Source organism: Streptomyces sp. NPDC030021, from assembly GCF_055574035.1.
The window spans coordinates 64,624-89,473 of the sequence record NZ_JBVIAH010000014.1; the positions used below are offsets into that span (position 1 = coordinate 64,624).

Here is a 24,850-nt window from a genome sequence, read left to right on the forward strand (position 1 = left end):
CGTCCCCATTGTAGTGAACTAGCCGGGCGGCAAGTAAGTGCCGGTGCGGGACGTAGTGCGAGCGGTAGGGCCAGGGGAGTGGACATGGTGGACAAAGTCAAGCCTGCGGGGACTTCGGAGGAGGTGAAGCCGCGCAGCGTACGCGTCGTCCTCATGGCGCTCATGATCGCGATGCTGCTGGCGATGCTCGACAACATGATCATCGGCACCGCGATGCCGACGATCGTCGGCGAGCTCGGCGGCCTGGAGCACCTGTCGTGGGTGGTCACCGCGTACACGCTGGCCACTGCGGCCTCCACCCCCATCTGGGGCAAGATCGGCGACATGTACGGGCGGAAGGGCTCCTTCCTCACCTCGATCGTCATCTTCCTCATCGGCTCCGCGCTCAGCGGCATGGCCCAGGACATGGGCCAGCTGATCGGCTTCCGTGCCATCCAGGGCCTCGGCGCCGGCGGTCTGATGGTCGGCGTCATGGCGATCATCGGCGACCTGATCCCGCCCCGTGAGCGCGGCAAGTACCAGGGCATGATGGCCGGCGTGATGGCTCTGGCCATGATCGGCGGCCCGCTGGTCGGCGGCACCATCACCGACCACATGGGCTGGCGCTGGTCCTTCTACATCAACCTGCCGCTCGGCGCGGTCGCGCTGGCCATGGTCACCGCGGTGCTGCACCTGCCCAAGAAGCGGTCGCAAGGCAAGATCGACTACCTCGGCGCCGCGCTGCTGACCGTCGCCATCACCTCCACCGTCCTCGTGACGACCTGGGGCGGCACCGAGTACGCGTGGGGCTCCGTCGAGATCCTCGCCCTGATCGTCGTCGGCGTCCTGTCGACCGCCGCGTTCCTCTACGCGGAGACCAGGGCCGCCGAGCCGGTCATGCCGCTGCACATCTTCCGCAGCCGCAACTTCACCCTCATGTCGGTGATCGGCTTCCTCGTCGGCTTCGCGATGTTCGGCGGCGTGCTCTACCTCCCGCTGTTCCAGCAGTCGGTGCAGGGCGCCTCCGCCACCAACTCGGGCCTGCTGCTCCTGCCCATGCTGCTCTCGATGATGGTCGTCTCGCTGATCGCGGGCCGCGTCACCACCAGCAGCGGCAAGTACAAGATGTTCCCGATCGCGGGCGGCGCGCTCATGGTCGTCGGGATGTTCCTGCTCGCGACCATGGACACCGGCACCACCCGCCTCGTGTCGGGCCTCTACATGGCCGTCCTCGGCGCCGGTCTCGGCTTCCTGATGCAGATCACCATGCTGGTCGCGCAGAACAGCGTCGAGATGAAGGACATGGGCGTCGCCTCCTCCTCGGCGACCCTCTTCCGTACGCTCGGCGGCTCCTTCGGCGTGGCCCTGATGGGCTCCCTCTTCACCACCCGGGTCACGGACACCATGGCCGAGCGCCTGGGCCCGGAGGCCGCCGGAGCCGCGGGCTCCGCCCAGCTGGACGCCGCGAGCCTGGCCAAGCTGCCCGAAGCGGTGCGCGACGCCTACCAGCACGCGGTGGCCGCCGGTACGCACTCCGCGTTCCTGCTCGGCGCGGCCATCGCCGTACTGGGCTTCGCGGCGGCCTGGTTCGTCAAGGAGGTCCCCCTCCGAGGCGCGGGCCCGGCGACCCCGCCCGCCACCGCCGACGACGAGAAGGCGGCCCCGGCCGCCCAGGAGTCGCTCGCGCACTGACCGGGCACGCACCGGCATCGGCATCGGCGCCGGCAGCAGCGACCGCAGCAGCGCCGCCAGGGAGGCGGCACCACCGGGACGACCGGGGGTGCCGCCTCCCGGCACGTCCGGGCCCGGCTACCTGGGGTCGTCCGTTTCCCTGGGGTAGGTGAAGGCGCCGGGGCGCAGGCCCCACGCGGTGAGCACGGCGAGCAGGCCGGCCTCGTCCGCCGCGTCCGCGGACGCGACGAGGACCGCGCCGACGTCGTGGTCGAAGCCGTCGAGGCGGTCGCCGTCGTACTCCCAGTGCTCCAGGCGGAAGCGGCGGTCCGGGTCGCCGCGCGCCCAGCCCTCGTCCCGCGCCCGGTGGTCGGCCCCGTTCCGGGCGGGGGCTACGTCCACGAACGCCCGCCGCTCGCGGCGGGAGGCCGGGACTTCCGTCACCAGTCTGCGGCCCAGGCGGAGCGTGTTCAGTTTGTCCGGGGGCCAGTCGGGTCCGTCATGCATGCGCCCCATTCTCGTCCGGCCCGCCGTCCCGCGTGCCGGTGAACGGCCTTGACTGTGGCGGGACTTGGGGCAGGGCGGCGCGTAGTCCGGGGATCGGCCCGTTTCGGGCGCGTTTGCGCGGGCAGGTATGCAACTCCATGGAGGACTAAAGTCCCATCGGTCCCAACAGTCCCATAACAGGGAATTTATGGGCTATTTGGCTGGAACTCCTCGGCGGCGATGAACGTCCTGATCCACAGAACGCTCACACAGCGGATGGGGAGGGGACAGTTCATGGGTTTCTTGGCGCGCGCGAACAAGAAGGGCGTCCGGGCCGGTGCCGCCGTCGTGGCTTCGGCCGCCGCCGTGGCGGCGACCGTGTGGGGCGTGGCGGCCCTGGTCGGACCGGACGGAACCGCCGCCTCCCAGCAGAACGTGGCCCGGCCGGGCGCCGGCGACGACTCCGGCCGGGGCGACGACGGCCGGCCCGGGCAACAGCCGCAGGGGATACCCGAGGGCATAGCCCACGCGTCCGAGAGCGGCGGCAACGCCGTCAACATCACCATCGACGACGGCCCGGACCCCCGCTGGACCCCGAAGGTGCTGGACGTACTCCGGCGGCACGACGTCAAGGCGACCTTCTGCATGGTCGGGCCGCAGGCCAAGGCCCACCCCGACCTGGTGAAGAAGGTGGTTGCGGCCGGACACCGGCTCTGCGACCACACCATGAGCCACGACACGGCCATGGACAAGAAGTCCGTCGCCTACCAGGAGCAGCAGATCCTGGAGGCGAAGAAGCTGATCGAGGAGGCCGCGGGCAGCGGCGCGAAGGTCGAGTACTACCGGGCCCCCGGCGGCGCGTTCACCCCCGACAGCCGGCGCATCGCCGCCGCGCACGGTATGCGGCCGCTCGGCTGGAACGTCGACACCAAGGACTTCGACAAGCCGGGTACGGCCGCCATCGTGAGCGCCGTCAAGCGCGAGATCGGCAACGGCCCGACGGTGCTCTTCCACGACGGCGGCGGCAACCGCGCCCAGACCGTCGACGCCCTCGACCAAGTGCTGACCTGGCTGAAGGAGCAGGGCCGGCCCACCGGCTTCCCCGTCCGCACCGCCCCGGACACCCCCGACACCGCAGGCGCTCCCGACGCGCCCGGCGCTCCCGCCGCCCCCAGCGCCTCCTGACACGCCGTCCGCCGCGCGAACGGGTGACGGTCGACGACGCGGACCCGCCCGCGTTGTTCCCTGGTCGGGCACGGACGAACGTACGCCCGACCAGGAGGCTCCTGTGGCCATCGCCCCCGCCAGACTGTCCGACCCGGTGGTCGGCGCCCTCGTCGCCGCCGTCAACGCGCACGACAAGGACGCCTTCCTCGCGGTCCTGACCGCCGACGCGACCATGTCCGACGACGGCTCCGACCGCGATCTGCAGGACTGGATCGACCGCGAGATCTTCGATTCCGGCGGTCACATGGACGTCCAGTCCGAGTCCGACGGCGGCCGCACCCTCCTCGTCAACTACCGCAACGACACCTGGGGCGAGATGCGCACCACCTGGCGCTTCGTGATCGCCCCCGGCGGTGGCCGGATCAGCCGCTTCGAGACCGGTCAAGCCTGAGCGGACTCCGGGGCGGGCTCAGTCAGGCCTGAGCGGACTCCCGGGCGGGCTCCGCTCTCCGCGCCACGCCCAGCACCGCCGCCGTCAGGCGGTCGTTCTCCGGAGCGCGCCCGCCCGGGAAGCCGTAGCGGCGGCGCGTGTAGCCGTACGCGATCCCCGTGACCGGGTCGGCGAAGCCCTGGCCGCCCGCCGCGCCGGAGTGCCCGAAGGCCCCGGGGCCCACCGCGGGCTGCTGCGCGAAGCCGAGCCCGAAGTGGTCCGGCTCCGCGGTCACGGCGTCCTGGCCCGGCGTGTGCAGCCGCGCGAACTCCGCAGCCGTGTCCGGTTCCAGCAGCGGAGCCCGGCCGTCCCCCACGCCGATCGCCGCCGCGTACAGGCCCGCGACCCCGCGCGCCGAGCCGATGCCGCCCGCCGAGGCCGGGCCGAGCGCGCGGGTCTTGGGGTGGTTGGCGTGGGCGACCGGGTCCATCGGCGGCTTGCGGTGCGCGTTGAAGGCGACCGCCAGCAGCTTCGGCGGCGGCCCGCCCGCCTCCCGCGCCGCCCGCTGCCCGGGCGTCGGCAGCATCTCCAGCACCGGCTTCCACCGGCCCTCCTGCGAGGCCGGCAGGCCCATGTAGAGGTGCAGTCCGTACGGGGCGCGCACGCGCTCCTCGTACAGCTCCTGGATCGACCTGCCGGTCGCCCGCCGGACCACCTCGCCGGTCAGCGCGCCGATCACGAAGGCGTGGTAGCCGTAGGCCTCGCCCGGCTCCCAGAACGGCTTCTGCGCGGCCAGCCGGGCCGCGATCAGCGCGTCGTCCGCGATCTCGTCGTAGTCGAAGCCCTCGTCCGTGCCGATCAGCCCCGACCGGTGGGCCAGCAGCCGGCGCAGCGTCAGCCGCTCCTTGCCGTCCCCGGTGAACTCCGGCCAGTACGAGGACACCAGGCGCTCCAGGTCCAGTACGCCGTCCTGCACGAGCAGCGCCACCACGAGGTGCGCCGCGCCCTTGGTGATGGAGAAGACGCCGCTGAGGGTGTCCCCGTCGGTGTCCTCGCCCGCCCACAGGTCGACCACGCGCCTGCCCCGGTGGTGCACCACGAGCTGGGCCTCGGGGGAGTGCGGCTCGGCCGCCACGAAGGCCGCGAACTCCTCCCGCACCGGCTCCCAGCCCGCAGCCACCGTGCCGCCCACGCCACCGCCCTCGCCACCGCGCACGCCGCCGCTCGCGTACTCGCCCATCGGATCCCCCGTCGATCGTCGCATCGTCATATCTCCTGACCCGGAACGGGAGTTGATCACCGGGTATTCCGCGGCCACCGGAACCGGGCGCTCCCGTACGGGTGAAAGCCCGCCCGGCGTCGTTCCGGCCCGCCGGAGGGTCCCGTTGGTCCGGGCATGAAGCGCACCCGCATCGCCGCTCTCGCCCTCGCCACCGCCTCCGCGGCCCTCGCGCCCCTCCTGGGCCAGGCCGCCACCGCCGCGGAGGGAACGGCGTACCTCCAGGACCCGGCGGGCGGCGAGAAGACCATGAAGTCGATGTGGACCAAGGACGAGATGCACAAGGTGGAGGCGCAGTTCCGCTTCCACCCCGGGGTTCAGTACAGGACGGTCACCCGCCCCGGCCCCTCGGGCGCGCCGGACTACGAGCGCAAGGCCGCCGACCCCAAGACCCTGGCGTGGCTGCCCGGGTACGAGTTCGCCTGGTCGGTGTCGGACTCGACGGTGGTGAAGAAGGCGGTGACGGTGAAGGAGGGCGAGCACCCGATCGTCGTGCACGCCGTACTGCGCTCCGCCGACCGGGCCAAGGTCGCGGAAGTGCGCAAGGAGCTGACCGGGAAGCCGCCGACCGGGCGGGAGAAGGTTGCGGGCGACCGGCGGATCGCGTGCGACACCGGCGAGTACACGGTGGAGTGGTCGGTCACGCGCTCGGGCTACGGAACGCTGGCGGGGACGCTGCGCTGGAACTCCAGCTGCGAGCAGTACCGGACGGCGTTCGCCGCGGACCAGGGGCAGCAGCGCTGAGGGTCCGGGTGGAGGCCGGCCGCCCCGTGCACCTTGTGGGTGCTCGTCGGGCGACTGGGCCGAGGCCTTGGATCAAGTGCCGTAGTGGCCATGATGCCGCACGGGGTGGTCTGCGGCATGGGTCTGAGGTCCCGTGTCGAGGAACTTCTCAGTGCTTCTTGGAGGCCTGGGCGGCCTGTTGGGCGATGTCCTCCAGGACGCCCTTCGGGTTGCCGGTCGGTTCCACCGCGCGTCCGATGTTGCGCTTGATGGTGTCGCTGACCGTCAGCCAGGCCGGGTCGTTGACCGGGTAGAGCTGGGCGCCGCGCAGCGCGTTCAGGAACTGCGTGTCGTTCTTGTCCAAGCCGCCCCCGGCCGGGGTGCGCGAAGCGGTGACGGTGGACGGCAGCAGGTGGTAGCGGTCGGCGAAGTCCGACAGGTTCTTGTCCTGGTAGACGAACTCCAGGAACTTGCCGATCTCCGCGCGCTTGCCGTTCTGCTTGAAGGCCATCATCCAGTCGGCGACACCGACGGTGGGCGGCGGCACCCCGGTGCCGAGGTTGTCCGAGACGGGCATGGACGTGGTCGAGACGCTGATGCCCCTGGTGCGCGCCTCGTGGGCGAGCGAGGGATAGCCGTTGACCATGCCGACCTCGCCGCGCAGGAAGGCGGCGAAGGCGTCGGCGCGGTTCAGCTCCGACGGCGGGGTCGGACCGGTGAGTCCGGGACCGACCATCTCCCGCTTGACCCAGTCCCAGGTCGCGATGTTCTGCTCCGAGGCCAGGCTGTAGTTGCCGGCGCTGTCCGCGTAGCCACCGCCGTTGCTCAGCTCCCAGATCAGCGCCTCGGCGTGCGCCTCCTCCGGGCCGAGCGGCAGGGCGTAGGGGTACTTCACGCCCTTGTCCTTGAGGACCTTGGCGTCGGCCTTGAGGTCGCCCCAGGTCTTCGGGGGCTCCTTGATGCCGGCCTTGGTGAAGAGCGCCTCGTTGTAGAAGAGGAGACGGCTGCTCGCCACGAAGGGCAGGCCGTAGAGGGTGTTGCCGACGGAGCCGGCGTCGGCGAGCGGCTGGAGGAAATTCGCCTCGGCGGTGACCGAGAGGAGTTCGTCCGCGGGATACAGCTTCCCCTGGGCCGCGAAGTCCGAGTAAGACCCCATCAGCGCCACATCCGGCGCCTTGCCGGCCTTGACCATACGGGAGACCTCGCGGTCGATGTCGGCCCACGGCAGGAGCTTGACGTCGAGCTTGATTCCGGGGTTCGCCTCGTTGAAATCGGTCGCCATCTTCTCCCAGTAGGGCTTGGAACTGGTGGCCGGGCTGTCGCCGTATTCGGCGGCGACCAGATGCAGCGTACCGCTGTCACCTGCATCGTCTCCGGACCCACCGCATCCGGCCAGTGGTATCAGCAGACCGAGAACGGCCGTGGTGGCGGTCGTGCCGGAAATTCTTCGTCGCACAGGCGTATTCCCCTGATTTTCTTTTGGATCCCGTTATTACTTATGAGTTGCTCCGGGCTGGGGTGTCCCTCGATGGCCCGTTGGCCGGAATTCTCTCCTGAGGGATGGGTGGTTGATTACATTGGGGGCGCACTTGTGGTCAATGCTCCAAGTGGGGGTTTTCCTAATGGTGTTTTCCGATATGCGATCCAAATACTGGACGCGCGTAGACATGCCGAAAAGCCCGTTTCCGGTCTCGGAACGGGCTCTGCGGGCTCTCGGGGCTCTGCGGGCGCTACGCGCGCTTCGGGTTCGGCTGCGGGCTAGTCGGCGAACTCGCCCGCGTACGGGTCGGGCTCACCCGTCTCCGGGTTGCGGCCCTCCTGCCAGCGCCGCTGGGCCTTGCGCCAGTGCACGAAGCTGAGGTGGCCGCCGTCCCAGAAGGTGATGCTGACGGGGCTCACGTCGAACTCGTCGGAGCACAGCCGGTAGAGGAACTCGGCCATGCCGTACGGGTAGACCGCGAAGGAGTCGGCGGTGTGCCGCCCGCAGACCAGGACCGGCCACCGGTCCGGGTCGGGGTCGGAGGTGAGCCAGCACAGGATGTCCGACCCGCCGGTGACGCCCCAGGCGATGATCGACTCGGGGTCCACGTCGAAGGCGGAGCGGCCGCCCTCCGCCTCCCAGGTCTGGCGGGCGTTGTCGGTCTCCTCGGCCATCCCGGCCGGGTCCCACTGGAGTCCGGGCTTGGGCAGCGGCAGCAGGATGCTGGCCTCGCCGTTGATGGAGCCCGCGCCGAAGCGGCCCATGAACGCGACGAAATCGGCCGGGAACCGGGTCCCCCAGACGGCCTCCACCGCCGGCCAGTCGATGTCCTCGTCGGCGCCGTGCGTCGCCGGCATGATCTGCTCCAGCGCCTTGATCCGCGCGTTCTCCGTCATGCCGCTCCCCTGATGCCCCAGCTCAACCGCCCCAACCTACTGCCAGTGAGGGGCCTCGCCTAGCGGCGAGTGAGACGCCCGGGTACGTCCACCTTGATGAGGGTTCCGGCCCGCAGACCCCAGCCCGCCATGGCGCCGGCCGCCGACTCCAGGACGTGCCGGGAGCGCAGTCGCGGCAGCCCTAGCCGACCCGGCGCCATGGTGACCACGGCGAGGACGCCGAGGTCGCGGTCGAGGTACGCCACGTCGATCGCGAACCGCATCCGGAAGGTGTGCACGCTCGCCGCGGGGGTCAGCAGCATCGCGCCGTCGATCCCGTCCCGCCCGAGCAGGCCCCGGGTGCGGGCCCGGTAGGACGCGGCGACCTCCAGGGGGATGCGGTGCGTGCCGGCGTGCAGTGTGCCGGGGCCGTCCTGCCAGTTCGCCATGCCGGCCAGCCTAAGGGCTGTCCCGTAGTCCCCGGTGGATCAGCGCACGGCGTCAGATGCGGTGCATCGCAAGGCGGAGGGGCGTCCTCATACTGGGCGTAGTCGGGCGTTCCGACAACGCGGCGAGGTGCCGTAGCTGACGTCGTGCGCCCGCCGGGGATTGCGGGACAGCCCTTAGGGGTGTCTTGTTGACCGGGCCGGATCAGGGAGCGGGGTGCCGCTGCGCGGAGCCGTCCCCTGCCCGCCCTTCCTCCGTTTCCCGGGCTCCGCCCGGACCCGGTCCTCAAAACGCCGGACGGGCTGAAGAGACAGCCCCGGAAGCCCCGCGCAGCGGGGCGCGTCGGCGCTACCGTCGCCGCATGGGTGCCGCCTTGATCGTCCTCGCCGCCGGCTACGGCGCCACCGCGGGCTGGCTGCTGCCTCGTGCCGCGTACCGGTTCTCCGTCGAGCCGGGGGAGCCCTGGCGCGGCCGGTGCCCCCGGGGGCACCGGGTGCGGGGCTGGCTCGGTCCGGCCCGCTGCCCCGTTCCCGCGGCCGCGGGAACGGCCCCGCACCCCTACGGGCGCCGCGCCGCCCCCCTCGCCGCCCTCGTCGGGGCGGTCTGCGCCCTGCTCGCGGCCGCCGTAGGGGCGCGCCCCGAGCTGGTCGCCTACGTGGGCCTCGCCCCGCTGCTCGTGCTGCTCGCCCTCGTCGACCGCGCCGTGCACCGGCTGCCCGACGTACTGACCCTGCCGCTCGCGGCCGGGGCGGCGGCCCTGCTCGGGGTGGCGGCCCCGCTGCCCCGCGCCGGAGGCGACTGGCGGCTCGCGCTGCTGGGCGGCGGCGCGCTCGGAGCGGCGTACCTGATGCTCCATCTGATCAACCCCGCCGGCATGGGCTTCGGCGACGTCAAGCTGGCGCTCTCGGTGGGGGTCGCTCTTGGGTGGTACGGGTGGGGGGTATGGTCCGCGGGGGCCTTCCTCGGCCTGCTCTACGGGGCCCTGTACGGGCTGATCCTGCTGCTGCGCGGCCCCGACGAGCGGAATCAGGGTTACGCGTTCGGCCCCTTCATGGCGGCCGGAGCACTCACCGGAGTGCTGCTGGGTGGTTTCGGAGCGTAATCATCCTGCGTCAATGCACGCAGCATGCTTTACGAAGGGTTATGGTGGAACCCCCCCCTCGGGCCGGTCCGTATCCCCCCCACGGACCGGCCCGTTTTTTGTTTTCCGGCTTCTCGACCGTGCTGCGCGGTAAATGCGCAGGTCAGCCGCGTTGGGCCCAGATGTTGGTGCCGGGGGTGGAGACGGCGAGGGAGTCGATCTCCTTCAGCTCGGCCTCTCCGAGCGGCGCGGACGCCAGCGCGGCCACGTTCTCCTCCAGCTGCGGCACGCTCGACGCACCGATCAGGGCCGAGGTCATCCGGTCGTCGCGGAGCACCCACTTGAGCGCCAGCTGGGCGAGGGACTGCCCGCGGCGGGCCGCGATCTCGTTCAGACCGGTCAGCCGGCGGAGCACCTCGTCCGAGAGCAGGTCCGGGTTCAGGGACTTGCCCTGCGCGGCGCGCGAGCCCGCCGGGATGCCCTTCAGGTACTTGCCGGTCAGCATGCCCTGCGCGAGCGGCGCGAAGGAGATGCAGCCCATGCCGGCGTCCTCCAGCGTGTCCAGCAGTGCGTCCTCCTCCGTCCAGCGGTTGATCATGGAGTAGGAGGGCTGGTGGATGAGCGGGCGCACACCCATCCCGCGCAGGATCCGCACGGCCTCGGCCGTCTGCTCCGCCGTGTAGGAGGAGACGCCCACGTACAGCGCCTTGCCCTGCTGGACCGCGGACGCGAGGGCGCTCATGGTCTCCTCCAGCGGGGTCTCCGGGTCGAAGCGGTGCGAGTAGAAGATGTCGACGTAGTCCACGCCCATCCGCTTCAGCGAGGCGTCGAGCGAGCTGAGCAGGTACTTGCGGCTGCCCCACTCGCCGTACGGCCCGGGGTGCATCAGGTAGCCGGCCTTGGTCGACAGGATCAGCTCGTCGCGGTAGGACGCGAAGTCCTGCGAAAAGATCTTGCCGAAGTTCAGCTCGGCCGAGCCGGGCGGCGGGCCGTAGTTGTTCGCCAGGTCGAAGTGGGTGATGCCGAGGTCGAAGGCCCGGCGAAGGATCGCCCGCTGGGACTCCAGGGGCTTGTCGTCGCCGAAGTTGTGCCAGAGGCCGAGGGAGATGGCGGGGAGCTTGAGGCCGCTGTGGCCGGTGCGCCGGTACTCCATGGAGTCGTAGCGTGAGGGCTCTGCCCGATAGGGATTGGTATCAGTCACGTTGTCCTCCCTATCACGGACTTGTGACAGACCGAGTTGGGTACCCGATCCCACCGCGCAGTAATGTGGCGGACTCGGGGGAGGGACCGCATTTCGCACGGGGGCAAGGCACGGAGGGGCTGGAAGATCGTGAAGCTGCGCGACCTGGTGTACAGGCTTTATGCACGCCGGGTGGAAGGCCGCCTCGACCATGATGCGGCGCCCAAGCACATCGGCGTCATCCTGGACGGAAACCGCCGCTGGGCGAAGGCGTCCGGAGGAACGACGGAGCAGGGCCACCAGGCCGGCGCCGACAAGATCTCCGAGATGCTGGGCTGGTGCACCGAGACGGACGTCGAGGTCGTCACCCTGTGGATGCTCTCCACGGACAACCTGGACCGGCCCGAGGTCGAGCTCCGCCCGCTGCTCAACATCATCGAGAACACCGTGCGGGGCCTCGCCGCGGACGGCCGCTGGCGCGTCCACCACGTCGGCAACCTCGACATCCTGCCCGCCCGGACGCAGACCGTGCTCAAGGAGGCCGAGCAGGCCACCCACGACGTCGACGGGATACTCGTCAACGTCGCCGTCGGCTACGGCGGCCGCCAGGAGATCGCCGACGCGGTCCGCTCGCTGCTGCTGGAGCACGCGCGCAAGGGCACTTCCTTCGAGGAGCTCGCCGAGATCCTCGACATCGACCACATCGCCGAGCACCTCTACACGCGCGGCCAGCCGGACCCGGACCTCGTCATCCGCACCAGCGGCGAGCAGCGGCTGTCCGGATTCATGCTGTGGCAGAGCGCCCACAGCGAGTACTACTTCTGCGAAGTCTTCTGGCCGGCCTTCCGCAAGGTCGACTTCCTGCGGGCCCTGCGCGACTACGCGGCTCGTCACCGGCGCTACGGCACCTGATTTCCCGTAGGTCCCGCTACCCCCTCCCCTCGAAGCCTTCACCAGGGATTCACCGAGCGTCCGTCATATGCCATGGCATGGCCTGGCCTGTTCGGGGAATATCCCTTTCAGGTCGATGCCCGATCCACGGGTGTCGAGTCTCAGCGGACGGCATGGGGTCGTCCGCCCGGGAGGCCCTTTGCACCAGGACGCACGTGCGGTTCGCACGGACGGAGTGGAGGGCCGGAAATCGGCCCTGGCATGGGTGCCGATGACCGGTCCGGTCTTCATGGCCCGACCTCTTCCGAGGGGGTACGTCCTTCCGTGGTGACCAGCACAAAGAGCCGCCTGCCCGACAGGCGGACCTACGTCCTCGACACCAGCGTCCTGCTGGCAGACCCCAATGCGATCTCCCGCTTCGACGAGCACGAGGTCGTGCTCCCGATCGTGGTGATCACCGAGCTGGAGGCAAAGAGGCACCATCCCGAACTCGGCTACTTCGCGCGCCAGGCCCTGCGCCTGCTCGACGACTTCCGGGTTCGCAACGGTCGCCTGGACGCCCCCATCCCGCTGGGCGATCTGGGCGGCACCCTGCGCGTCGAGCTCAACCACTCCGACACGAGCGTCCTGCCCGCAGGCTTCAGGCTGGGGGACAACGACTCGCGGATCCTCGCGGTCGCCCGCAACCTCCAGGCCGAGGGCTACGACGTCACGGTGGTCTCGAAGGATCTCCCACTGCGCATCAAGGCCTCCTCCGTGGGGCTGATCGCCGAGGAGTACCGCGCGGAACTCGCGATCACCGACGCCGGCTGGACGGGCATGAGCGACCTCGCCCTCTCCGGGGAACAGGTGGACCTCCTCTACTCGGAGGACCGCCTCTACGTGCCGGAAGCCGCGGAACTGCCCGTGCACACCGGACTGGTCCTGAAGTCCGAGCGCGGCAAGGCCCTCGGCCGGGTCACGGCCGACGGCAACGTGAAGCTCGTACGCGGCGACCGCGAGGCCTTCGGGCTGCACGGCCGCAGCGCCGAGCAGCGCATCGCGCTGGACCTCCTCCTCGACCCCGAGATCGGGATCATCTCGATGGGCGGCCGGGCCGGCACCGGAAAGTCGGCGCTGGCGCTCTGCGCGGGGCTGGAAGCGGTCCTGGAGCGCAGGCAGCACCAGAAGGTGATGGTCTTCCGGCCGCTGTACGCGGTGGGCGGTCAGGATCTCGGCTATCTGCCCGGGGACGCCTCCGAGAAGATGAGCCCCTGGGCGCAGGCGGTCTTCGACACCCTCTCGGCGGTCGCCGGGCGCGAGGTCATCGAGGAGGTGCTGAACCGCGGGATGCTGGAGGTCCTGCCGCTCACGCACATCCGCGGCCGCTCGCTGCACGACGCCTTCGTGATCGTGGACGAGGCGCAGTCGCTGGAGCGCAATGTCCTGCTGACCGTTCTGTCCCGAATTGGAGCTAATTCGCGGGTCGTTCTGACCCACGATGTCGCCCAGCGGGACAACCTGCGGGTCGGCCGGTACGACGGAGTGGTAGCCGTGGTCGAGAAGTTGAAGGGCCACCCGCTCTTCGCCCACATCACGCTGACGCGCTCGGAGCGCTCCCCGATCGCCGCACTGGTCACCGAGATGCTGGAGAACCTCTGACGGTCAGATCGGTCAAAACCCCCATAGCGGGAAGGTGAGTTGGCGCCGCCCGGCAAAGGCCCGAGAGCCTAGCCGGGCGGCGTCGTGCTGCACAGGTCTTTTCTCAAATCGACGGCGACATGCCAGGTGTGACCTTTCACACGCAACGGAGAATTGCCTTGCGGTGTCGCGTTCCGGCAGAGTCTGGTTTCCGTCAGGCCCCGCATACGGCACACCTGTATCTCCCGTGAGGTACGCGCAGCACCACAACTCCACAGCCGATCGCCGTATGCCGCCCGGAGTTTCACGCGGCGGCCCCCGCAAGGGGGTTGCCCACGGGCCCGCGCCTCCAGTGACCGTAGAACCACGGAGGCCAGAGTCGAGGGCACTTTTGCGCCCGCGCGGTCACTGCGGACGCTGCTGGAAGGACACCGTGTGAGCCGGATCTCGGTCCGGGGGTTCGCCGTGGCTTCGGCCACCGCGGTCACCACCGTCGGCGCAGTCGTAGGCGTTGCCACCGGCGACCCCACGAACGATCTCGAGACGACCGCGTCCGGCGCGACTCTCCTTGCCGACATCCCGGTCGGCGACCAGGCACAGGTCCAGAGCGCGTCCCTGACGCAGCAGGCCGATGCCATCGCCCACGCCGCCGATGCCGACGCCAAGCGTTCCGCCGAGGAGGCCGCGCGCGTCCAGGCCGCCGAGGACGCCAAGTCCAAGAAGGCGGAGGCCGAGAAGGAGAAGGCCGAGGCCGAGGCCAAGCAGAAGAAGGAACGCGAGGAGAAGGAGGAGGTCGCCAGCCGCTCCGCCGCCCGCGACGCCGGGGACTTCGCCCCCCAGAGCTCCTACACGGTCGCTCAGGTCAAGGCCATCGCCCAGCAGATGGTCCCGGCCGGGCAGTTCCAGTGCTTCTCGAACATCATCAACCAGGAATCCACCTGGAACTACAAGGCCGTCAACTCCTCCTCGGGAGCCTACGGTCTGGTCCAGGCGCTGCCCGGTTCGAAGATGGCCTCGGCCGGCGCTGACTGGCGCACCAACCCCGCCACGCAGATCAAGTGGGGTCTGAATTACATGGAAGACCGCTACGGCAGCCCCTGCAGCGCCTGGAGCTTCCACCAGGCCAACGGCTGGTACTAGCCCGGCCCGCGCCGCCGCGAGCGCCGCAGCACCGCACAACCCGGGGGAGCCCCGCACCGTCCTACGGTGCGGGGCTCCTCGCGTGTACGGTCTTCGAGGTGAGCCCGTAGACCGGGGGCGGGGGAAGGAAAGCGACATGGCGAAGAGGGAAGGCTGGCTCGGCCGGCTGGGGAACAAGCTGAACCGGATGGAGGCGCGGCTCAACGAGCGGCGCGCCGAGGTCGAAGCCGAGACCAGGGGCGACCTGCCGGTCCCCGCAGGGCCCGGGCGGGCAACGGCGGCCGCGGCCTCCGAGGCGTCCGCCGCCGCGAGCGCCACCGCGACGACCGTTCCGGCGCCGCCCGCCTACCCGCCCGTGGTCCCCGCGCCCCACCTCGCCGCCCCGGCCGCGCCCGTGCGCCCCGACCCGGCGAGCGTCGTCCCCTGGGGGATGCGCGTCGCCGCCGAGGCCAGCTGGCGGCTGCTGCTGCTCGCCGGGATGCTCTGGGTGCTGATGAAGGTGATCAGCGAAGTCCGCCTGGTCGTCCTCGCCTTCGCCGCCGCCATGCTCGTCACCGCGATGCTTCAGCCCTTCGTGGTCCGGCTGCGCAGACTGGGCCTGCCGCGCGGTCTGGCCACGGCCGTCACGGCGATCCTCGGCTTCGTGGTCATCGGGCTCGTCGGCTGGTTCGTGGTCTGGCAGGTCATGGAGAACCTCGACGACCTCTCCGACCGGGTCCGCGACGGCATCAACGAGCTCAAGCTCTGGGCACTGGACAGTCCGTTCCACGTGACCGAGAAGCAGATCAACGACATCGCGAAGAACCTCAGCGAGACCATCGGCACCAACACCGAGCAGATCACCTCCGCCGGACTGCAGGGCGTCACGGTGCTCGTCGAGGTCCTGACGGGCATCCTGCTCGCGATGTTCTCCACGCTCTTCCTGCTCTACGACGGCAAGCGCATCTGGAACTGGGCGCTGGGCCTGGTCCCGTCCGCCGCCCGGGCCGGTGTCGCCGGCGCCGGTCCGCGCGCCTGGCGCACGCTGACCGCGTACGTGCGCGGCACGGTCATCGTCGCCCTCATCGACGCCATCTTCATCGGCCTCGGCATCTACTTCCTGGACGTGCCGATGGCGGTGCCGCTGGCCGTCTTCATCTTCCTGTTCGCCTTCATCCCGCTGGTCGGCGCCGTGGTGTCGGGAGCCCTCGCGGTGGTCGTGGCGCTCGTGACCCAGGGCGTGTTCACCGCCCTGATGGTGCTGCTGGTGGTGCTGGCGGTGCAGCAGATCGAGGGCCATGTGCTCCAGCCCTTCATCCTCGGCCGCGCCGTACGGGTGCACCCGCTCGCGGTGGTGCTCTCGGTGGCAGCCGGCGGCATGATCGCGGGCATCGGCGGAGCGGTCGTCGCGGTGCCGCTGGTGGCCGTCACCAACACGGTGGTGGGCTATCTGAAGGCGTACTCGCGCGAGCAGCACCACCTCGGATCCGGAATGATCGGCCCGGGCCCGCACGGTTCGACGGCCCTGAGCGTGGCCCCCGGGGGCGAGGGGCACGTCACACCCTGACCGTGCCCCCGGAACCAGATATTCCGGCGATCGGGGCTGCGATGATCGAATTGATTCGCGTGCCGACGGCATCGCTGAGGAAAACGGGACACTGGGGGGACAGGCATGATCACCGATCCGGAGCTCGGCGAGGAGTGGAAGACCGAGACTTTGCAGCCGGCCCGCTCGGCGGACCGGCCCGCTCCGGGCGAGCGGGCGACGGGAGGTCCGGGCCCGCGGCCGTGGCTGTGGGCGCTGGGCGGTGCCGTGGTCGCGTCGGCGGTGTGGGCGGGCGGGCTGTACGCGTCCGGGGACCGGACGGCCGAGCCGGAGATCTCGTACCGGGCGTCGAAGAACCTGTGCCAGGACTTCAAGGCCCGGGCGCTGAGCGGCATCACCGGAGACATGCACTCGAAGAAGCCGGTGAACTACGAGAGCGACCATCCGGCCGTGTACGCGGCACGCTGTCGCCTGGAGAACGCCGGCAAGGACGGGGTGGCCTCGGACTTCGACGTGGTCGCCCAGGTCGGCCTGCACAAGAAGACCGATCCCTCGGCCGAGTTCGACGCACCGGATCTCCGCATCCTCGCCTACGCGGGCGGCGTGCGCACGGCCGTGGTGCCGGACCTCGGAGAGCGTGCCGTGATGAACGTGGTGTCCGGCGAGAGGTGGCTGATCCTCAAGGTGCTGGACGGCGGAGTGGTGTTCACCGTCGAAGCGGGCGCCGACACCTTCGCGGAGACGAACGGCCGACCCGCCACCGACGTCGACGCGGTCCAGGCGGCGATGATCGAGGACGCGCGTGAGCTGATGGCGGCACTCAAGAAGTAGGGGGGCGCACATGATCGGGGAGCCCGAGCTCGACGGGGAGTGGGGGCCGGCGGCCCCGGCCGAGGTCGTGGCGGGCGTCGTGGAGCGCGCGCCCGTACGGGTACAGGCACGGGCGTGGCCGTGGCGGTGGGTCGCGGCCACCGTGGTGGCCACCTCCGCACTCTGGGCGGCCGGGCTGTACGCCTTCGGGGAGCGGGCGGCCGAGCCGGAGATCCGCTACCGGGTCACGGAGGACCTGTGCGGCCAGTTCAGGGCCCCGGCCCTGGAAGGGCTGCTCGGCGGGCTCGCGGACGGTTCACGGGAGGCGGGTGTCCGGCATCCGGCGCTGGACTGGGCGTCGTGCTCCCGCAGCGGCGACAGGCCGGCCGTGAGCGGGGGCGTGCACGTCATGGCCACGGTCGAGTTGCACAAGAAGACCGATCCGGCGCCGGAGTTCACGGCCGACTCTCCCGCCGGTCTGTTCTACGCGCCCGACGGCGACGGGTGGGAGTCCGTGCCCGGTCTCGGGGAGGAGGCCCTCGTCTCCCGCCCCGGGGGCGGTGGCGGCCTCCTGCTGCGCGTCCGTGACGGCGGCGCGGTGTTCTCCGTCTCGGTGGTGGTCTTCCCCGTGACGAGTCAGGACGGGGCCGACCCCCGGGCGGAACCCCTGCCGGACCCCGACCGGGAGGCTCTGGTGGCCGCGGCGGTCGAGGACGCGCGGGCGCTGATGGGAGCACTGCGCACGAGCTGACGACACGAGGGCCCCGCGACGGTTTCCGGTCGCGGGGCCCTCGTGTCGTCGTACGGGGTGCCGTTACTCGGCGGCGAGGGAGGCCTCGGCGTCGAGGGTGACGGCGACGGCCTGGATCACGGAGGCGATCTTGAAGGCCTCCTGGATCGTCTCGCGGTCGACGCCCGCCTTGCGCAGGACCTGCTCGTGCGAGTCCAGGCACTGGCCGCAGCCGTTGATCGCGGAGACCGCGAGCGACCACAGCTCGAAGTCGACCTTCTCCACGCCCGGGTTGCCGATGACGTTCATCCGCAGGCCCGCGCGCAGCGTGCCGTACTCCGGGTCGGAGAGCAGGTGCCGGGTGCGGTAGAAGACGTTGTTCATCGCCATGACCGCGGCGGCGGACTTGGCGGCGGTGTACGCCTCCGGCGAGAGGTTCGCCTTCGCCTCGGGCTCCAGCTCACGCAGGACGATGGCCGAGCGGGCGGCGATCGCGCAGGACAGGACGGTGCCCCACAGCTGCTGCTGCGGGAGGTCGCTGTTGCCGATGACCGAACCGAGGTTCAGCTTCAGGTCCTTGGCGAAGTCCGGTATGGCCGACTTCAGGGAGTCGAGGGACATCCGTCACTCACCGGCCAGCAGCGCGCCGGCGTCGATGGTGCTGTCACCCTTGTTCCAGTTGCACGGGCACAGCTCGTCGGTCTGCAGGGCGTCGAGGACCCGCAGGACCTCCTTGGGGTTACGGCCCACGGAACCGGCGGTCACCATCGAGAACTGGATCTCGTTGTTCGGGTCCACGATGAAGACGGCGCGCATCGGGAGGCCGTCCTCGCCCAGGATGCCCAGCTCGGCCGAGAGCTCGCGCTTGATGTCGGACATCATCGGGAAGGGCAGGTCACGCAGGTCGGCGTGGTCCTTGCGCCAGGCGTGGTGCACGTACTCGGAGTCGAGCGAGAAGCCGAGGATCTGCGCGTCGCGGTCGGCGAACTCCTCGTTCAGCTTGCCGAAGGCGGCGATCTCGGTCGGGCACACGAAGGTGAAGTCCAGCGGCCACGCGAAGATGACCTTCCACTTGCCCTCGTAGGTCTTGTGGTCGATCTGCGCGAACTCGCTGCCGGCCTCAAGCGAGACACAGGCGGTCAGGTCGAAGGCGGGGAACTTGTCACCAACAGTGAGCACGCGCTCTCCTTATGCAGTGGAAAATAACCCTTTTGGGGGTTTTCCGATGGGGTTGGACGTATCTCACATGCTGACACACCTGCATTGATTACAGAAATAGCTACTCTTGTGCCGGGTGATCGGAGGTACCTATCAGTGGCTGTCAGTAGTAGGGGAGCGAAGCAACCGACGCTCGCGCAGCTGCGCGCCTTCGCGGCGGTCGCCGAGCACCTGCACTTCCGGGACGCCGCCGCGGCCATCGGCATGAGCCAGCCCGCGCTCTCCGGAGCCGTCTCCGCCCTGGAGGAGGCCCTCGGCGTACAGCTGCTGGAACGCACCACCCGCAAGGTGCTGCTCTCCCCGGCGGGCGAGCGGATCGCGGCGCGGGCGCAGGTGGTCCTCGACGCCATGGGCGGGCTGCTGGAGGAGGCCGAGGCGGTACGGGCGCCCTTCACCGGAGTCCTGCGGCTCGGGGTGATCCCCACGGTGGCGCCGTACCTGCTGCCGACCGTGCTCGGGCTGTTCCACCGGCGCTACCCGCGCATGGACCTCCAGGTGCACGAGGAGCAGACCTCCTCGCTGCTGGAGGGCCTCGGCGGCGGGCGCCTGGACCTGCTCCTGCTGGCGGTACCGCTCGGGGTTCCCGGAGTGACCGAACTGCCGGTCTTCGACGAGGACTTCGTCCTGCTCGCACCCCGGGAGCACGCGCTGGCCGGGCGCCGGGACATCCCGCTGGAGGAACTGCGCGGCCTGCAGCTGCTGCTGCTCGACGAGGGGCACTGCCTGCGGGACCAGGCCCTCGACATCTGCCGGGAAGCGGGCCGGACGACCGGCGCGGACGTCACCACGACCGCCGCCGGGCTGTCCACCCTCGTACAACTGGTCGCCGGGGGACTGGGGGTGACGCTGTTGCCGCGCACCGCGCTGCGGCTGGAGACCGCCCGCAACGAGTACCTGTCCACCGGGTACTTCGCCGAGCCCGCCCCCTCCCGGCGGATCGCCCTGGCCATGCGCACCGGGACCGCCCGGCAGGAGGAGTTCAGGTCGATCGCCGCGGCCCTGCGCGAAGCCGTACGCCCGCTCCCGGTCTGGCCCACCGACTAGGAGCGTCCTGCGGGCGTCGCCGGGAACGGGCGTAAGGGGTCCGGGGTCCGGGTCACACCGCGAACGTCACTCCGTGCGCAGGCCGTCCGGGCGCATCAGCCGCAGCAGCGGCGGCAGGCTGAGCAAGGTCACCACGACCACCACACCCGCGCCGGCCGCCGTCATCCCGAGCACCGACGCCCAGTCGATCCGGATCGGCTGGGCGGCCATGCCCATCAGGACGGCGCCCAGCCCCACGCCGACCCCGGCCGCCAGCACCAGGCCGAGGACGATCGGCACGGCCGTCTGCCACAGCACCGACAGGCTCAGCGTGGAGCGCTTGGTGCCGAAGGCGACCAGGGAGGACAGCAGCCGCCGGCGCTCGCGCAACTGCTCCAGCTGGGAGACGAGCAGGCTTCCGCCGATCAGGACCAGTACGGCGGTGGCGCCGAAGAACAGCCCCGTGCGGATGGAGGAGTAGCCGTCGGCCTCCTTGGTGTCCCGCAGCGTCATCGCCGTGAGGAACGGGTCCGCCTTGAAGACGGCGTTGCGTGCCCGGTCCAGGGCGTCCGGACGGGACTCGTCGACCTGGACGTAGATCCGCGCGTTCGGGAAGCCGCCGATCTCCTTCGGCGCGGCCGACGGGGTGACCAGCAGGCCGCTGCGCAGCTCCCCCGTGGGGTCGGGGCGGCTGGGGACCGTGCGGGCGGCCGCGGGGACCTGCCACTTCACCGGAGCGGGCCGGTCGGCCGTCCCGGACCCCCTGACGCTGCCGACGAACAGCTCGTCACCGGGCTTCGCCGTGGCCCCGTAGATGCCCGGCGTGGCCTTCGGGCCCTGCGCGGCAGGTGCGGGGGAGCCGGTCAGCACGAAGGCGTCGCCGTCCTTGCAGGAGTCGAGCGCCGCGACCTCACCGAGTGCGTCGCAGGTGCCGATGGTCACCTGGACCGTCTCCTCCGCCCCGGCCACCTGGCGGGCGGCCTGCGCGGAGGTCAGCGGAACGGCGCGGGTGACGTCCTGCACGGCGGAGATCCGCTGCGCGAGGTCGTCCATGCTTGTCTGCGTATCGCGGTTCACCATGACCGCGACGGCGGCCCTGGCGGGATCCTGGCCGGTCGACTTCGTGTAGTCGCCCTCGACGCCCGCGAAGAGCATCTGGAGGGCGATGGCGCCCGCGACGGCCACGGCGATGCCGTTGACGAGGCGGGCGGCGGCGCCGCTGTTGACCTGGAGCCGGCGCACGGCCAGCTGCCAGGAGACCGGGCCGCCGGACACCTTCGCGACGAACCGTTCCAGCAGCCAGGGCAGCAGCACGGTGATCCCGACCAGCAGCAGCACCACACCTGCGCTGACCTGCCACTGGTTGAACCTGCCGTGGTCGTTGCCGCGGCCGTCCAAGGGCACGAGCAGGCCGATTCCGATCAGCGGGAGCAGCAGCCGCCACCAGATGCGACGCCGGGAGGGCTTGGCCGTACGGACGACGCCCAGCGGCTCGATGACCACACCGCGCAGTGCGAACAGGGTCACGGCCACCGCCGCCGCGGGCACCGCGAGGGCGACCAGGACGGCGAGCCAGGGCGCCGGGTCCAGGTCGGCGGGGAAGACACTGCGCTGCTGGAGGCTGAAGCTGCCCACCAGGGAGCGGCCGACGGCGAAGAAGCCGGCGCCCAGCACCAGTCCGATCAGAGAGCCGGCCAGCGCCTCGCCGGCCGCGATCCGGCGCACCATCCTGCCGTCGGCGCCGACCAGCCGCAGGGCGGCGAGCCGCCGGTCGCGCCGCTCCCCGCCGAAGCGGACGGCGGTGGCGATGAACACGGCGACGGGCATCAGCAGGGCGACGAACGTCAGGACGACCATCAGCATGAGCACGGGGTCGAGGCCCTCGCGGTCCGTGTCGTGGCCGAAGCCGGTGACGCGCTGGACGCGGTAGTCCTCGGGGCCGTTCTTCCGGAGGGTGTCGCTGCCCAGGTAGAAGAGCAGTTCGCCGGGGCCGACCAGCCCCGGGGCGCCGACGATCTCACTGACCCGCGCGTCGAGCCGCTCACGCAGCAGGGCGCCGTCGGAGGACTTCAGCAACGCGTCGAGGGCGGGGGAGAGGGCCATCTCGCCCGGGCCGGGGATCCGCGTCAGACCGGGCGGCAGCGGGGCGTCCGGGCCCTCGGCCCGCACCATGTGCCCGTCGATGTCCTTGCGGTGGTACGTCTGGCCGAGGCGGGCGATCAGCAGGGTGTCGGGCCCGGGGGTGTCGGCTCGCTCGGAGTTCAACGTCGACCGTGCGTCGCCGCGCTCGTACCGCGCGCCGAGGGCGCCGGGGATGGCGGTGCTGATCAGCAGCAGGGCGACGCCGAGACCGACGCCGACGCCGGTGAGCAGGGTGCGGATCCACCCCTCGCGGCCGCCGCCGAAGGCGAAGCGGGCGCCCATGCCGAGGTCGCGGGTCCAGACCTGGAGCCGGCTCATACGATTCGCTCCATGTCGCGGGATTTGCCGTCGCGTACGACGATCTCGCGGTCGGAGTAGGCGGCCACGCGCGTCTCGTGCGTCACGAGGACGACGGCGGCGTTCGCGGACCGGGCGGCCTCCGTGAGCAGCTGCATGACGAGTTCGCCGTTGAGGGAGTCGAGGGCTCCGGTGGGCTCGTCGGCGAAGATCACCCGGGGGCAGGTGACGAGGGCGCGGGCGACGGCCACGCGCTGCCCCTGGCCGCCGGATATCTCGCCGGGCCGCTTGGCGCCGAGGTCCTCCACCTGAAGCTGTTCCATCCAGCGCAGGGCGGTGCGTTCGGCCTCCTTGCGCTTGACGCCGGTCAGGCGCAGCGGGAGGGCGACGTTCTCCACGCAGGTCAGCTCCGGTACGAGCTGGCCGAACTGGAAGACGAAGCCGAACTCGGTGCGGCGCAGCTCGCTGCGCTCGGCGTCGCTCATGGAGGTGAGCTCGCGGCCGGCGTAGCTGATGGAGCCGGAGTCGGGCGGGACGATGCCCGCGAGGCAGTGCAGCAGGGTCGACTTGCCCGAGCCGGAGGGGCCCATGACAGCGACGACCTCGCCGGCGTGGATGGAGAACTCGGCGCCGTCGAGGGCGTTGGTGGTCCCGTACGCCTTGCGCAGGTCCGTGGCCGCGAGCAGCGAGCCGGCCGGGGTCATCGGCGCACCTCCCGGGCGAGCTGGTCGAGGCGGGCCGCGGTGAGCTCCAGCCACCGCAGGTCCGCCTCCAGGTGGAAGAGGGCGTGGTCGCACACGAGCTGGTCGGCGATGTCCCCCTTGCGCTTGCGCTGGGTGAGGATGCGCATGAGGCGCAGGTGCTCGGCGCGCTGGGTGTCCAGCAGCTCGTCGGCGCGGCGGCCGGTGAGCAGGGCGAGGACGACCTTCGTGTAGAGGGTCGAGTGGAGGTACGGCTCGGGCTTCTCGGGCTGCGAGAGCCAGGCCTCGACGTCGGTGATGCCGGCGTCGGTGATGGCGTACCGCTTGCGGTCGGGGCCGCCGCCGCTCTCTATCCCGTCGACCTCGACGAGGCCGTTCTTCAGGAGGCGGGACATGGTCGAGTAGACCTGCCCGTACGCGAGGGGGCGGTCGTGACCGAACTTCTCGTCGAAGGTGCGCTTGAGGTCGTAGCCGTGGCGCGGGCCGGCCTCAAGGAGGCCCAGGAGGGTGTGACCGATGGACATGACCGCGACTCTACACCGTGTGTATACGCGGAGTGTATAGAAGGCAGGCGAGGGTCGGACGAGGGTCGGGCGAGGGGTGATCGCGGAGGGATCGGCGGGGATCAGGGGGCTCGGGAGCCGGCCGGCGCAGGGCCCCCGGAACGCCGCACGCCCGGTGGGGCCGGACATCCGGCCCCACCGGGCGTGCGGGTCATTCTGTGGGCTTCGGGGGGCGTCCCCGGCGCGGGATGGGGCCGGGGGCCGAGGGGAGGCGTCCGGCCTCGGCGAGGGCCCGGCGGAGCAGGAACTCGATCTGCGCGTTGGCGCTGCGCAGTTCCTCGCCCGCCCAGCGGGCCAGTGCGTCGTACACCTGCGGGTCGAGCCGCAGCAGCACCTGCTTGCGCGCCTGCCGGCCCGCCGGTTTCTCCTCGCCGCCGGGGGTCACTGGTAGAGGGTTCCCGTGTTGACCACCGGCTGTGCGGCGCGGTCGCCGCACAGGACGACCATCAGGTTCGAGACCATGGCCGCCTTGCGCTCCGGGTCCAGGTCCACGATGTCCTGCTCCGCCAGCCGGGTCAGTGCCAGTTCGACCATGCCCACCGCGCCCTCCACGATCTGCTTGCGGGCCGCCACGACCGCGCCCGCCTGCTGGCGCTGGAGCATCGCGGAGGCGATCTCCGGAGCGTACGCGAGGTGCGTGAAGCGGGACTCGATGATGTGCACCCCGGCCGCGTCGACGCGCTCGTGCAGCTCGGCCGCCAGCTTCTCGGTGATCTCCTCGGCGTTCCCCCGGAGCGACAGGCCGCCCTCGTCGTGCGCGTCGTAGGGGTACTCGATGGCGATGTGCCGGACCGCCGCCTCGGTCTGGGTCTCGACGAACTCCGTGAAGTCCTCGACCTCGAAGGTGGCCCGGGCCGTGTCCTCGACCCGCCACACCACGACCGCCGCCAGCTCGATCGGGTTGCCGTAGGCGTCGTTGACCTTCAGGACGGCCGTCTCGTGGTTGCGCACCCGGGTGGAGATCTTCTCGCGGGAGGTCAGCGGGTTGACCCAGCGCAGCCCGTCGGTGCGGACGGTGCCCTTGTAGCGGCCGAACAGCTGGACGACCCGGGCCTCGCCCGGAGCCACGGTGTTCAGCCCGCACATCGCGAACGTGGAGACCAGGCTCAGGAGTACGCCGAGCGATATGAGGGCCGCCTTGGCCGCGACGGCCGTGGCCACCGACCCGGCCACGATCAGGCCCGCACTCGCCAGCAGGCCCAGGAGGCCGAGCAGCAGCGCCAGCCCGCCGCCGACGCTGCGCGCGGCGAACTCCCTTACTCCGTCAGGGGTGGCGTTTTCGTTCGTCATGGTTTGCCCCGTTTCTCAGCTCACGGCCGATCGGACCGTCTAGCAAAGTGATATCACTTTTTTGCGCTACGGCAACCCTTCGGCTTAGGTGGGCGTCGGTTC

The 24,850-nt window shown here is 70.9% G+C and carries 25 protein-coding genes; 12 read left to right on the plus strand and 13 right to left on the minus strand.

From position 1 onward, the window contains the following. The first annotated feature begins 84 nt into the window (after positions 1-84). On the plus strand, positions 85-1,671 hold the full coding sequence (locus tag ACZ4YL_RS26060) for an MDR family MFS transporter (RefSeq protein WP_468119740.1): 1,587 nt from the start codon (positions 85-87) through the stop codon (positions 1,669-1,671). 117 nt (positions 1,672-1,788) lie between these two features. Here ACZ4YL_RS26060 and ACZ4YL_RS26065 read toward each other — a convergent pair whose 3' ends face one another. Next, on the minus strand, positions 1,789-2,157 hold the full coding sequence (locus ACZ4YL_RS26065) for a hypothetical protein (RefSeq protein ID WP_468119742.1): 369 nt from the start codon (positions 2,155-2,157) through the stop codon (positions 1,789-1,791). Between the two features lie 273 nt (positions 2,158-2,430). Between ACZ4YL_RS26065 and ACZ4YL_RS26070 the strand changes: the two genes are divergently transcribed. Beyond that, positions 2,431-3,321, plus strand: a complete 891-nt coding sequence (locus ACZ4YL_RS26070; RefSeq protein WP_468119744.1) for a polysaccharide deacetylase family protein — start codon at positions 2,431-2,433, stop codon at positions 3,319-3,321. Positions 3,322-3,424: 103 nt separating this feature from the next. Further along, complete coding sequence (locus tag ACZ4YL_RS26075) at positions 3,425-3,754, plus strand: nuclear transport factor 2 family protein (RefSeq protein WP_189732947.1); 330 nt, start codon at positions 3,425-3,427, stop codon at positions 3,752-3,754. Between the two features lie 22 nt (positions 3,755-3,776). Here ACZ4YL_RS26075 and ACZ4YL_RS26080 read toward each other — a convergent pair whose 3' ends face one another. Further along, positions 3,777-4,973 carry a serine hydrolase domain-containing protein gene (locus ACZ4YL_RS26080; RefSeq protein ID WP_468119982.1) on the minus strand — a complete coding sequence of 399 codons (1,197 nt, stop codon included), beginning with the start codon at positions 4,971-4,973 and terminating at the stop codon, positions 3,777-3,779. A gap of 156 nt (positions 4,974-5,129) precedes the next feature. Between ACZ4YL_RS26080 and ACZ4YL_RS26085 the strand changes: the two genes are divergently transcribed. After that, entirely contained in the window at positions 5,130-5,756 is a 627-nt protein-coding gene (locus ACZ4YL_RS26085; RefSeq protein ID WP_468119746.1) for a hypothetical protein, read from the plus strand. 148 nt (positions 5,757-5,904) lie between these two features. On the opposite strand, the gene ACZ4YL_RS26090 is transcribed toward ACZ4YL_RS26085, so the two are convergent. From ACZ4YL_RS26090 to ACZ4YL_RS26100, 3 genes are all read right to left on the minus strand, one after another. After that, positions 5,905-7,191, minus strand: coding sequence for an extracellular solute-binding protein (locus ACZ4YL_RS26090; RefSeq protein WP_468119748.1), 1,287 nt, complete (start codon positions 7,189-7,191; stop codon positions 5,905-5,907). 302 nt (positions 7,192-7,493) lie between these two features. Continuing rightward, positions 7,494-8,111: an SMI1/KNR4 family protein gene (locus tag ACZ4YL_RS26095; protein WP_189732943.1), complete on the minus strand. Its 618-nt coding sequence runs from the start codon at positions 8,109-8,111 to the stop codon at positions 7,494-7,496. A 59-nt stretch (positions 8,112-8,170) separates the two neighbouring features. Then, positions 8,171-8,539 carry a DUF192 domain-containing protein gene (locus ACZ4YL_RS26100; protein WP_373040834.1) on the minus strand — a complete coding sequence of 123 codons (369 nt, stop codon included), beginning with the start codon at positions 8,537-8,539 and terminating at the stop codon, positions 8,171-8,173. A 359-nt stretch (positions 8,540-8,898) separates the two neighbouring features. On the opposite strand from ACZ4YL_RS26100, the gene ACZ4YL_RS26105 reads away from it, so the two are divergent. After that, positions 8,899-9,639 carry a prepilin peptidase gene (locus ACZ4YL_RS26105; protein ID WP_468119750.1) on the plus strand — a complete coding sequence of 247 codons (741 nt, stop codon included), beginning with the start codon at positions 8,899-8,901 and terminating at the stop codon, positions 9,637-9,639. Positions 9,640-9,781: 142 nt separating this feature from the next. On the opposite strand, the gene mgrA is transcribed toward ACZ4YL_RS26105, so the two are convergent. Beyond that, the gene (gene mgrA / locus ACZ4YL_RS26110) at positions 9,782-10,819 is read right to left on the minus strand and encodes an L-glyceraldehyde 3-phosphate reductase (RefSeq protein ID WP_468119752.1); all 1,038 of its coding nucleotides are present in this window, start codon (positions 10,817-10,819) and stop codon (positions 9,782-9,784) included. 129 nt (positions 10,820-10,948) lie between these two features. Between mgrA and ACZ4YL_RS26115 the strand changes: the two genes are divergently transcribed. The 6 genes from ACZ4YL_RS26115 to ACZ4YL_RS26140 all read left to right on the plus strand — a co-directional run bounded on the left by ACZ4YL_RS26115 (position 10,949) and on the right by ACZ4YL_RS26140 (position 17,535). Next, the gene (locus ACZ4YL_RS26115; RefSeq protein ID WP_030385783.1) at positions 10,949-11,710 is read left to right on the plus strand and encodes an isoprenyl transferase; all 762 of its coding nucleotides are present in this window, start codon (positions 10,949-10,951) and stop codon (positions 11,708-11,710) included. A 303-nt stretch (positions 11,711-12,013) separates the two neighbouring features. Then, entirely contained in the window at positions 12,014-13,330 is a 1,317-nt protein-coding gene (locus ACZ4YL_RS26120; protein WP_468119755.1) for a PhoH family protein, read from the plus strand. Positions 13,331-13,744: 414 nt separating this feature from the next. Further along, the gene (locus ACZ4YL_RS26125; RefSeq protein WP_468119757.1) at positions 13,745-14,449 is read left to right on the plus strand and encodes an aggregation-promoting factor C-terminal-like domain-containing protein; all 705 of its coding nucleotides are present in this window, start codon (positions 13,745-13,747) and stop codon (positions 14,447-14,449) included. A 136-nt stretch (positions 14,450-14,585) separates the two neighbouring features. Further along, complete coding sequence (locus tag ACZ4YL_RS26130; RefSeq protein ID WP_468119759.1) at positions 14,586-15,995, plus strand: AI-2E family transporter; 1,410 nt, start codon at positions 14,586-14,588, stop codon at positions 15,993-15,995. 105 nt (positions 15,996-16,100) lie between these two features. Next, a complete protein-coding gene (locus ACZ4YL_RS26135) occupies positions 16,101-16,805 on the plus strand; it encodes a hypothetical protein (RefSeq protein ID WP_468119761.1) in 705 nt (234 codons plus the stop codon). A 10-nt stretch (positions 16,806-16,815) separates the two neighbouring features. After that, on the plus strand, positions 16,816-17,535 hold the full coding sequence (locus tag ACZ4YL_RS26140; RefSeq protein ID WP_468119763.1) for a hypothetical protein: 720 nt from the start codon (positions 16,816-16,818) through the stop codon (positions 17,533-17,535). Positions 17,536-17,598: 63 nt separating this feature from the next. Here the strand turns inward: ACZ4YL_RS26140 and ACZ4YL_RS26145 are convergent, their stop codons facing one another. Next, positions 17,599-18,135, minus strand: a complete 537-nt coding sequence (locus tag ACZ4YL_RS26145; RefSeq protein WP_468119765.1) for an alkyl hydroperoxide reductase — start codon at positions 18,133-18,135, stop codon at positions 17,599-17,601. A 3-nt stretch (positions 18,136-18,138) separates the two neighbouring features. Further along, positions 18,139-18,693, minus strand: coding sequence for a peroxiredoxin (locus ACZ4YL_RS26150; RefSeq protein WP_365274842.1), 555 nt, complete (start codon positions 18,691-18,693; stop codon positions 18,139-18,141). Between the two features lie 135 nt (positions 18,694-18,828). On the opposite strand from ACZ4YL_RS26150, the gene ACZ4YL_RS26155 reads away from it, so the two are divergent. Continuing rightward, complete coding sequence (locus tag ACZ4YL_RS26155; protein ID WP_468119767.1) at positions 18,829-19,776, plus strand: hydrogen peroxide-inducible genes activator; 948 nt, start codon at positions 18,829-18,831, stop codon at positions 19,774-19,776. A 66-nt stretch (positions 19,777-19,842) separates the two neighbouring features. Here the strand turns inward: ACZ4YL_RS26155 and ACZ4YL_RS26160 are convergent, their stop codons facing one another. The 5 genes from ACZ4YL_RS26160 to ACZ4YL_RS26180 form a co-directional block, all read right to left on the minus strand. Next, positions 19,843-22,215: an ABC transporter permease gene (locus ACZ4YL_RS26160; protein WP_468119769.1), complete on the minus strand. Its 2,373-nt coding sequence runs from the start codon at positions 22,213-22,215 to the stop codon at positions 19,843-19,845. Then, complete coding sequence (locus ACZ4YL_RS26165; RefSeq protein WP_468119771.1) at positions 22,212-22,898, minus strand: ABC transporter ATP-binding protein; 687 nt, start codon at positions 22,896-22,898, stop codon at positions 22,212-22,214. Before ACZ4YL_RS26165 ends, ACZ4YL_RS26160 begins: the two co-directional genes overlap by 4 nt. Further along, positions 22,895-23,419, minus strand: coding sequence for a PadR family transcriptional regulator (locus ACZ4YL_RS26170; protein ID WP_150259013.1), 525 nt, complete (start codon positions 23,417-23,419; stop codon positions 22,895-22,897). The genes ACZ4YL_RS26165 and ACZ4YL_RS26170 overlap by 4 nt, the downstream gene beginning before the upstream one ends. A 190-nt stretch (positions 23,420-23,609) precedes the next feature. Next, entirely contained in the window at positions 23,610-23,843 is a 234-nt protein-coding gene (locus ACZ4YL_RS26175) for a type II toxin-antitoxin system antitoxin (protein WP_030010967.1), read from the minus strand. Next, positions 23,840-24,748 (minus strand): SPFH domain-containing protein, encoded by a 909-nt coding sequence (locus ACZ4YL_RS26180; protein WP_468119774.1) that lies wholly within the window; start codon positions 24,746-24,748, stop codon positions 23,840-23,842. Before ACZ4YL_RS26180 ends, ACZ4YL_RS26175 begins: the two co-directional genes overlap by 4 nt. Positions 24,749-24,850: the final 102 nt, after the last annotated feature.